Raw genomic sequence first — 9091 nt, forward strand, 5'->3', positions numbered from 1 at the left:
TTATCTCCATAACCTTTTGGGAATTTTGAGTACGGTGTTTTGGCTGGCGATATTTTGCAGGGTTTGTTTGTATCTAGAATCAAAGCTCTGCGCTTCTTCATACATGGACATAACAAGACAATATTCTCTTGCCGCGCCGTATGCTATCAATCTGGAAGTTACTTTTGGGTCGTTTTCTATCACTTGATCCAGCTCTTCTACTTGGGCAGGAATATAGCAATATTCAATTTCGCAATTACCCTCGCAATCTGTATAAATATAAGACGGATACACCTTAAAAAAGCAGTCCTTGCCCTTGTCGTCTTTTATTGACTTAATTTTCAAAGCAGTTTTGTTTAAGGCCGTATATGGAATTTTACCGTCGGCTACCAAAACATCTTGGACATAATTAAGAGGTATATAATCGCTTGCTATTTCATTTAAGGTTAGATTTATGCATTTTTTTATTAAGTCCAAATCCTTTTGCGCCTGCTCGTCCTCGGCATCTCCGCCTATTTCAGGCAATGCTAATACCGCGTCTAATTTCAGCATAGTCGCAGTGTCTATAATAATATCTTTTAGTACCATAAAAAAACCGCCTTTATATATTAATGATTTTGGGATCAAAGCGTGAAGTCATCGTTTTTCGGACATAGGTTATAGTGCGTGCGTCAAGCTCTTTATAGGGAACATTTAGACAAAAAGTACTGCCTATGTTGTTGCTGTTATGCACCTCGTAGCTTTTTGAGATTGTGTCAAACATAACAAAATATCCGCTGTCAATGCTCTTAAGCCTGCTGGCTATGTCATATAAATCATCTTTTATGATAATCTTCATTGTCTTTTACCCTTTGGCTCTCTATTTAAAAGCTAAGCCCCTTATTTTTCTTAAGAGGCTTAGCTTATCTTTCATTAACTTTCTGTTATTCCTGTCAGCTTGGCTTGTCCTGCGGGTCTGTCGCATACAAATTCCGCATATTTTACCAATGTTGCGGCGTATGTAGGTTTGCCTTGGTTTTGTCTCAAAATTCTGCCCTGCTCATTTTCAAGCCACTTCCAATCGCATAACTGATGAAGCTTAAAATCAGTACTGTTAAGCAGATACATTTCGCCGCTTTTTATAAACCTGTCAGAAATAAGCGGTATTCCGTTAAAGGTCAAAGCCTTATATCCGCCGGCAAGGTCCATGACGTCAATATTGCGCTTAAAAGACAGCATATAGTCCTGATAATTGCGTTTTACGCCCGCAGAACAAACAATAAAATCCACCTTAGATCCGTTGACTTCTTCCAAACGGTCTATCGCCTGCTGCATAATGATTTCGGTGATGTCGCCGTTGACTTCTTTTATATAAGGTTTCATCCAGCGGTGCGCTGTTCTGTCAACACCATATAATGTCTTGCTGTCTGAAAAGATTGCGCCAAGTCCTGTGATTTCATTGTTATATGAACCCTGGACATACAGCTTAGCCTGCGCCGAAACCGCCAATGTTTTATCCGCAAAATATATGGTTTTTGTGTCGCGGTCAATGGCGGTAATTCTTTTAGAAGACGCTACCTTTTCTTCACCCGAATAGATGTCAACGGCAAGCCCTTCTATCAGGTTTCGCACACAATCCACTGCGCAAGTGCCCGTTCCTGCGTCCGTAACGGTCGCTACAAGCCCGCTTCCGTCGCCATAGAGCATTCGCCCTAAGTTGAAAGCGCTGGCTTTTAACAAGCCTTCCATTTCCGCATTAAGAAGATTTACAAACGCTCCTACGCTGCTAGAAGAAGCTCGTATTGCCTTGTCTGAAATCTCAATTTGACCGTAAAGATTTTTTAGCGTGCTTACAAATTGAACATATTGATTGCCATACGCAGAGGGCAAATCTCCATCTTCTGTGCCTGCGCCTATGCCGCCGTTAATGCCAAAAGGCGCAAGTTTTCGCACTTCTTTTCCCCATACGTCTTCTGTCGATTGCTTTATCTTAGCCAAAAACGGATTTATTTCGGTGTTTAATTGATTGCTTACCACATCAAGATAAACTGTTTTTAATACGCTTTCGGCATTGGTTAATGTTACCATCTAAAACTCTCCTTTTTTTGATAAAAGTTCTTTTGCCAGACTTTGCGCGTCTTTTAGATTTTTGGGACGAATCGGGGGCAAAACGCTTATCACCGTACTCTGTCCGCAAATCGTTCTTGGAACATTGACGCTTACAAGTTTGGACAAATAATCATTGATAAAATGCTGTCTTATTTCTTCGTTTTGATAAACAAAATCATTTAGGAACTTCTCGTCTTTCAAAATATCCGCCGGATGCTGAACCTTGGAGATAAGCACCGCATTAAAAGCTGCGAGCAAATCGTTAAACTCAGGCTTCATAGTATTAAGCGCCTGTCCGATTTCAAGCGCATATTCTTTTGCCTGCGGATACTGTTCAAAAAACCTGTCAATCACAAGCTCTGTTTGGTCGTTTGCTTGCTCTTCTTGTTTTACAGGCTCGCTGCCGTTATCCTGTCCGGGCGACAACGGGTTGTCTGCAACTTGGTCATTTTGAACTATTTGATCTTGGTTTTGGGTTTCAAGTGTCTTTTGCTGAAAATCTTGTTTTTCGTTTTCTAATTGCTTTTTTAAGGCGGCGTATTCCTGACATTTTTTTGTATAAGCCGAATGCAGGTTGTTGTACGCCTTCAAAAGCTCTTCTGTTGACTTGAACTTAGAAAGAGTAATATCATTCATTGATTTCACCCTTGTTAGATAAACTCATAATCGCTTTGTGATGTCTTATGTGTTTTAAAAACCGTTCTTTTATGCTATCTTTTTTAGAAAAACCGTCTGAAAGCATATATTTGATATGCTCTTCGATATGCAGTTCATGATTGTCTATTTCGCTTGCATCCTGGTCTTGCTCCAATAACGCAAGGTTTTCTCTTTGCGCCTGCTTGATATGTAACCCGTCTATATCGCGCGCGTTTTCGTAAATTCCAAGCCCCAGCATCTCCAAAATCTTATGCCGCATGCGATTGCTTATTTTGCCATTTTCGTCCGCTAGTATCCCCGTTTTTAGCAAATCAAAAACAAAACTTCGCTTATTGGCTGGAGTCTGATTAAGTTCGTTTTCAGAAGCAAACACCACATCATCGCTATTGAGATCGCTTTTTTTCCAATAATATGTCTCCAAGTCGCCGTTTTCGCCTACGATTTTTAGCACGCGCGCTTCGTTCGAATATTCCCTGTAAATGCGCAAAATCATTTTAGCGATAGACTTGATCGCATCACGGATAAACTCCGCGCTCATAGAAAGCCTTGTGTCGTCCTGTTCGATAAGCAGCTGCAAGCCTACGCCAGACGAAACACTGTTAGGCACCTGGCTGTTACGCATGATCTCGGACACGCCGCTTATGCTGATAAACTCTGACATTATGCGGTCTTCTTCTGCGTTTAGTTCGCTGGGCAGTCTGCCCGTATCCATAAAAACAGGCGGATTGGCACCTTGTCTATACACCACGATTTTGCCGGGCGGCAAACCGTCTTCTGTAAGCTCGTCTATATCAACCGCACCGTCTTCTACCGCCAGCACGCCCGCCGCTAATCGGTTCAAAAACTCAGCTTTTCTGTTTTTTACTGCATTATAGCTTCGCTGAACAGGTATAGCTCGTTCGATTATGCTGATCCCAAAAAAACTTCCTGCAGTCTTGGTGCAGGTTTGTTTTACAAAAGGGAACGCAGGCGTATTCTCCGCGCCTACATTATAAGGTAGTTCTCCGATATGCAACAGCTTGTCTTGAGTGATTATAATCAGCCTGCCTTTAGGGAATTGCTTGGTCGGCTTTTGATAAAACTCTATTACTATCGAATGTTTTTTTGGCGTTTGAGTAATATTTTTTTCTGACTGATACAGACCAAACACATTGACATCTTCGCCCGAAACGGTTATACCCCATGTGTCCTTGATATAATCAACCTCGCATGCTCTTGCGTGAATAAGACTCTGGCAATCCTCGACTTCGCACGAATTGAGATAATCGGGATATATTTCAAATGGCGGCACAACCGTTATAGATATGTCGCCCTGATAAACAGGCGTTCCGTCTTCAAGTTTTCCAGCAATTTTGCCTGCGTTTTTATCCCAGCCGATTTTATAAAAAACAGTTCCGCACGTTTCGCTCCATACCGTGGCCTGTGAAATCAATCGGCTCAAATCGTTTTTATGATAAATAGAATTAAGCAGCATGGACGACACCTTGGCGGTATAAATATCCGAATCAGAATCAGTAGCAGGCACAACGCTCATAACAGGACGCACCCTGTTGAGCTTGGCAAGTCGTGTTTCAAGTATAGGCGCGAGGTGGTTATACACCTGCCTTTCCTGCCAAAAAAACTGCTTGTCGCAATCCTGTATTTCACCGTTTGAGGCTATGTCGCAGTATTGATTTCCCAGCACAAAATTCATATTAAGCTGCCATTGAAGCTCATATTTTCTTCTTTGGTTGCGTCTGTTTTGATAATCGCTTCTTATTTCCTGGATTAGTTCTTCTACGCTTTTTCCGCCAAACAGATAAAGACTGCTTTTGGGTATTTCTTTTTTCATATTTTTTCTACCTTGTTTTCTTGGCTCTTTTTTGTTTTGCTATGCGCTTTTAAAACCTTTGCACCTTCTTTGGTTAAAGTATCCAGGCAAGCGCTGCATATATGAATTTCATTTCTTATCCCCAGCCTTTTTGCCCTTATCGCAAACTCCGCTTTGTTGGGGCAAACTCCCATCTCGCAGCGGGACACGTATTTCAGCTTGACTATTTCCACTATTTAGCTCCTCCATAATTTCGTGCTTGAGTTTGTTGATTTCGTTCTCCAACTCTTGGTCTGACATCTCATTAATATTCTGTTCCATATCAATAAGCAGTTTTGCTGCCGCAAGGTCGGGCGGAATATGCTTTTTGGTTACTTTTTTCTTGGTTAGTTTTAGCCCTTCCTCGTCCATGACATATTCTTCAACAACTTCATTGACATTGTAGCCTTGCGCTTTTTTTGCTATCACCTTCAAAAAATCATCTTTCACATTCTGTACCCCTGCCTTAACCTTTTGATAAGCCTTTCTTTATCTTTGGTGATTATGCTCTTGTTTGTTTTTATTTCAGGCGGTTCGGGGCGGCTCATTATGTAATACCTGAGTTCGTCCATAGCATGGTCTAATTCCTTTTTGGGCATATCGCCCGCATCCCAGCGGTAAGACAAAAACTCCTTGATCATGTTGACGCAATGCGAAAAAACATATAACTTGGGCTTGCCGTTTTCGCCTTTTAGATAATATTTGACACGCGAAATCCCCGAAAACACATCTTTGTTGACCTTGTGATTGACATGGATGCCCTCGTCATAAAAAAGCTCGCTTACGCTTTTCGTGCCTGCCAATGTCTTTGCCGCCGCCGCACTGTCTATCAGTGCGGATATATGCCCCGATTTATCTTTAATCCATCCAAGATCCGCGCATATTTTTTTGATTCGGTCGGCATGATACTTTACATCCTTTCCTGCCTGATAATGCTCGGCTATCACATATACATTGCCGTCATAGTCCACAGCGTACCAATGCGCCGAAAGCGGATTGTTTAGACCTGGGTCTATCGAAATATTGTCATACCATTCAACAGGCACGCTGAACGGTTCTATCACATGCACACTGGTGTCAAACTCTTTATATACAAGTCCGCCTAACCCTGAAAACTTGCCGTACCGTCTTGAATCCAGTTCTTCGCTGTCTAACAGTCTAGTCATACGCTCTATTTCTGCTTTATCTAAGTACGGATTGTCCGCCCATTCCATGTGAATATGCCACAAATCTGGATCGTTCTTTTGGTTTTTGAATATCAGTTCATACACCCAGTTAAGCCCTTTTAAGGGAGTCATGGTTACCCAGATATAGCCTTTTTTGTCCAGCAGCCTCATGCGGCATTCATCGTATATGTCTTTTGGCGGCTCTTCGTCTATCCATACAAAATCAAGACTAGTGCCTTGAAATTTTTCTCTGCCCTGATCGCAGCTTTTAAACCCAAGTCTAGATATTCCGCCGAAAACATTTTTGACCAAGATATAATCAATCACGCCCTCAGAATAATTGTCTTTAGAACCTGACGACATAACCACATCTGCAATGCACCGCTTAGGCAAATATTCCAAAATCTTTCTTTGTGCGACATCGCGAGATACCTGACTAGACAGCGAAACCGCCCAGCCGCTTACATTGGGGCGGTTGGGTTTATATGGGTGATTGCCTAACAGCGTCCACACTGTTTCCACCGCCCCGCATTCTGTTTTTCCGCTTCGATTTCCTCCAAAGACAAAGCGCGTGCGTGCGCAAGCGTTATGAAACATAAGCTGTTTTTTGTGAACTTTTTCGCCTGTGTTGTATTTTGACAATTTATCTGAAACGCTTCTTAAATCCAGTTCTTTTTTTAATTTGAGATATTTTTGAATTTTTTGGTTTATATCCATAATCAAACTTAACATTATTCGACACAAAGTCAGAAAATCATAGTATAAAAGTTAACTTGCGGGGCGTATAATTTTAGTTGATGAAGAGGTTGTTTTGCTTTTTTATTTTTTTGCTTTTGTCGATTGTATCTGTATTCGGCGGTTTTTGGACATACCCAAAAAAAACTCATGCGCAAAACGGAAATTTAGGCTATGGACTGATCGTGGAGTCAAAGTCTGTACTCTACCGCAATCCTGTCAATTCGGATACTTTGGACAACATCTATTTTTATTTGCCTGAAACTTATTTTGTAGAAGTGTTGGAAAAAATTGATGATGTTTTTTATAAGGTTAGGTATGTTGATGTAGTCGGTTATGTCAAATTTTCAGCTATTAATATAAAAAACTATGTGCCCGTCTCGGTTTTTCCTACCAATCTGTCCCTAAAAATCAACGGTGATATTACGGTCAATGTCCGTTCACTGCCTGACACAAGCTCTGCCCTTATAACAACCTTGCCTTCAGGCACAAGCGTTGAATATTACAACAAAACATCCGGACAAGAACTAAACAGCGGTTCGGCATATTGGTATTATGTCAAAATCAACACCGGCACGCAGACCTTGTACGGATATGTGTATTCGGACTATATAACGCTAAACAGCGAAATAATATATCCAAACGATATCTCTCCCATGCCCGTAAGCAACGAAAAAGATCCAGACGAGATACTCAATGACAAATACACCTTCTGGACTCAAATAATAATTGCTCTAGCTGTTTGCATCCCGATAGTGTTTATAATCTATCTTATTTTCAAGCCTAGAAAAACAGCCTAAATTTCAATAGGTTTTTTGTCATAAAAAGCAGCCAAAACTTAAGGCTGCTTATTTTTCGTACATTATCCCCTGTCTTTGCATATAAACTGCTTTTGGTATAATTTTTATGTCAGGCTTTTCTTTCTTTTGTGTGTTTTTAGTTTTTTGAACGCACAATTTCATAAGCCATTTTTGATTTCCATAAGTTTTCAAAAACCAATCATCATCAAATCCGTTTTTTATAAAATACTCATTACAAACCTCAGGCAGATCTTCTAATAGTCTAAAAATACTTCGGATGCTTAGCCCAAGCATCTTAGCGATATCATGCACTTTTTTTCTTTCTATGTATCTTTTTCTTGCTACCTGACGATATTTATACGGCAGACTGTTAATCATATCCATAACCAAAACCTTGAGATTGATAAGGTCGATTTTGTAATTGGTCAAATCAGTAATCGCCTTTATATCGCCAAAAATTTCATGCGGTTGTCCGTCTATTCCTGATGATTTTATGGCGATGTCCATTACCTTTCTATCCGATATGTCCGCCAAAATCTGAAGTTGTTCATAACCTTGAAGCATAGCATTGATAAATTCGTAATTCATATATCACCTCCGCCTCACTACCAAAATACCATATCTAAACATTTGTTTACAAGTGGATTATGACAAATAATTGTATTTTTGAGATAGAAAATATTTATATTGAAAGCATTTATTATAAAATTTTCTTTTGATGTTTTTGTCATAATGAATTATAAATATGAATTTTTAAATAAGTTTTGGGGAACAATTTTATATGAAAGGAGTGTACAAATATGAATAAAACAGCTGATTTACTCAATTATATCTACAAAAATACGTCTATGGGCGTTTATACCATAAAACAAGCTGTGGGTATGGTTAAAAGTGAAGAATTTAAAAAGGTGCTAGAATCCCAGCTTGAAGAATATAAAGCTATCTTAGAAAAAGCGAGAGAACTTCTCAACAAACACAACTTTAAAGAAGAAGAGCCAGGTTTTTGCAAAAGGCTGTCCGCCTGCATTATGCTAAATGTGGAAACCATATTTAACAACACCGATTCAAAGATAGCAGAAATGATGCTTATTGGAAGCAATATGGGTATAATTAAAGTTATTAAAAATCTAAAAAAAGTAACCGAAGCCGAAGAAGATATAAGAGAACTGATGCAAAGACTTCTCAAGCATGAAGAAAACAATGTTCAGCAGCTAAAGAAGTTTTTATAACCTCTTCCCAAAAAAAAATCACTCACAAACGAGTGATTTTTTATTGAGTTATTTTGATTTTTTTTAACAACTTTTTTGTTTAATACTGACATATTATCTTTATTTTTATATATTCATATTATCATAGAATTATTAAGGAGAAAAATGATGAGTACGAGAAAAAAATTACTCGCCTTATTTCTTGTTGCGTTATTTTTGATTACATTTTTATTTGCCTGCAAAAAAGAGGAAGAATCAACAATTGATTTTAGTAAGGATATATCTTTTGATGTAACTCAGGCACAGTTTGAAGATATAACACTAGAAGAATTTCGTTCTGCTGTTAATACTGATTCTATAGCCATAGACTAATCAGTTCAGGAAGAATGGATCGCAATAAAAGACGTGATTTTAACACAGGCGAACGGATATTATGTTTCTAAAGACGGACAGGTCAAGTCCGCAACAAAAACGACACATTATTATACATATTCCATTACAGAAAATGGCAAGACTAGAACGGGCGTCGAAATAAGCTCTATTTCGTATGAATATTTTGATGGAATATATTTGGCAAAAAAAGATAAAGACGGTAACAAAACCAAAAGA

General features: G+C 39.2%; 12 protein-coding genes. 4 read left to right on the top strand and 8 right to left on the bottom strand.

The window, feature by feature from the left end; translation table 11 throughout:
• The 7 genes from VIL26_04335 to VIL26_04365 all read right to left on the bottom strand — a co-directional run bounded on the left by VIL26_04335 (nucleotide 1) and on the right by VIL26_04365 (nucleotide 6456).
• A complete protein-coding gene (locus VIL26_04335; protein HEY8390162.1) occupies nucleotides 1–567 on the bottom strand; it encodes a hypothetical protein in 567 nt (188 codons plus the stop codon).
• Nucleotides 568–580: 13 nt separating this feature from the next.
• Nucleotides 581–817 (bottom strand): hypothetical protein, encoded by a 237-nt coding sequence (locus VIL26_04340; GenBank protein ID HEY8390163.1) that lies wholly within the window; start codon nucleotides 815–817, stop codon nucleotides 581–583.
• 74 nt (nucleotides 818–891) lie between these two features.
• Nucleotides 892–2046 (bottom strand): phage major capsid protein, encoded by a 1155-nt coding sequence (locus tag VIL26_04345; GenBank protein ID HEY8390164.1) that lies wholly within the window; start codon nucleotides 2044–2046, stop codon nucleotides 892–894.
• Complete coding sequence (locus tag VIL26_04350) at nucleotides 2047–2703, bottom strand: hypothetical protein (protein ID HEY8390165.1); 657 nt, start codon at nucleotides 2701–2703, stop codon at nucleotides 2047–2049. It abuts the gene before it with no gap.
• Entirely contained in the window at nucleotides 2696–4555 is a 1860-nt protein-coding gene (locus VIL26_04355) for a hypothetical protein (GenBank protein ID HEY8390166.1), read from the bottom strand. The genes VIL26_04350 and VIL26_04355 overlap by 8 nt, the downstream gene beginning before the upstream one ends.
• Before the next feature lie 108 nt (nucleotides 4556–4663).
• Nucleotides 4664–5023, bottom strand: coding sequence for a hypothetical protein (locus VIL26_04360; GenBank protein HEY8390167.1), 360 nt, complete (start codon nucleotides 5021–5023; stop codon nucleotides 4664–4666).
• On the bottom strand, nucleotides 5020–6456 hold the full coding sequence (locus VIL26_04365; GenBank protein ID HEY8390168.1) for a phage terminase large subunit: 1437 nt from the start codon (nucleotides 6454–6456) through the stop codon (nucleotides 5020–5022). The genes VIL26_04360 and VIL26_04365 overlap by 4 nt, the downstream gene beginning before the upstream one ends.
• Nucleotides 6457–6536: 80 nt before the next feature.
• Between VIL26_04365 and VIL26_04370 the strand changes: the two genes are divergently transcribed.
• Entirely contained in the window at nucleotides 6537–7274 is a 738-nt protein-coding gene (locus VIL26_04370; GenBank protein ID HEY8390169.1) for an SH3 domain-containing protein, read from the top strand.
• 48 nt (nucleotides 7275–7322) lie between these two features.
• Here the strand turns inward: VIL26_04370 and VIL26_04375 are convergent, their stop codons facing one another.
• Nucleotides 7323–7862, bottom strand: a complete 540-nt coding sequence (locus VIL26_04375; GenBank protein HEY8390170.1) for a sigma-70 region 4 domain-containing protein — start codon at nucleotides 7860–7862, stop codon at nucleotides 7323–7325.
• Nucleotides 7863–8074: 212 nt separating this feature from the next.
• Here VIL26_04375 and VIL26_04380 point away from each other — a divergent pair, with 212 nt between their 5' ends.
• The 3 genes from VIL26_04380 to VIL26_04390 all read left to right on the top strand — a co-directional run.
• Nucleotides 8075–8503, top strand: coding sequence for a hypothetical protein (locus VIL26_04380; GenBank protein HEY8390171.1), 429 nt, complete (start codon nucleotides 8075–8077; stop codon nucleotides 8501–8503).
• Nucleotides 8504–8650: 147 nt separating this feature from the next.
• Nucleotides 8651–8854, top strand: coding sequence for a hypothetical protein (locus VIL26_04385; GenBank protein ID HEY8390172.1), 204 nt, complete (start codon nucleotides 8651–8653; stop codon nucleotides 8852–8854).
• 33 nt (nucleotides 8855–8887) lie between these two features.
• Nucleotides 8888–9091: hypothetical protein (locus VIL26_04390; protein ID HEY8390173.1), on the top strand; the 204-nt coding region annotated here is incomplete at its 3' end.

Source organism: Clostridia bacterium (genome assembly GCA_036562685.1).
Lineage (GTDB): Bacteria > Bacillota > Clostridia > Christensenellales > DUVY01 > DUVY01.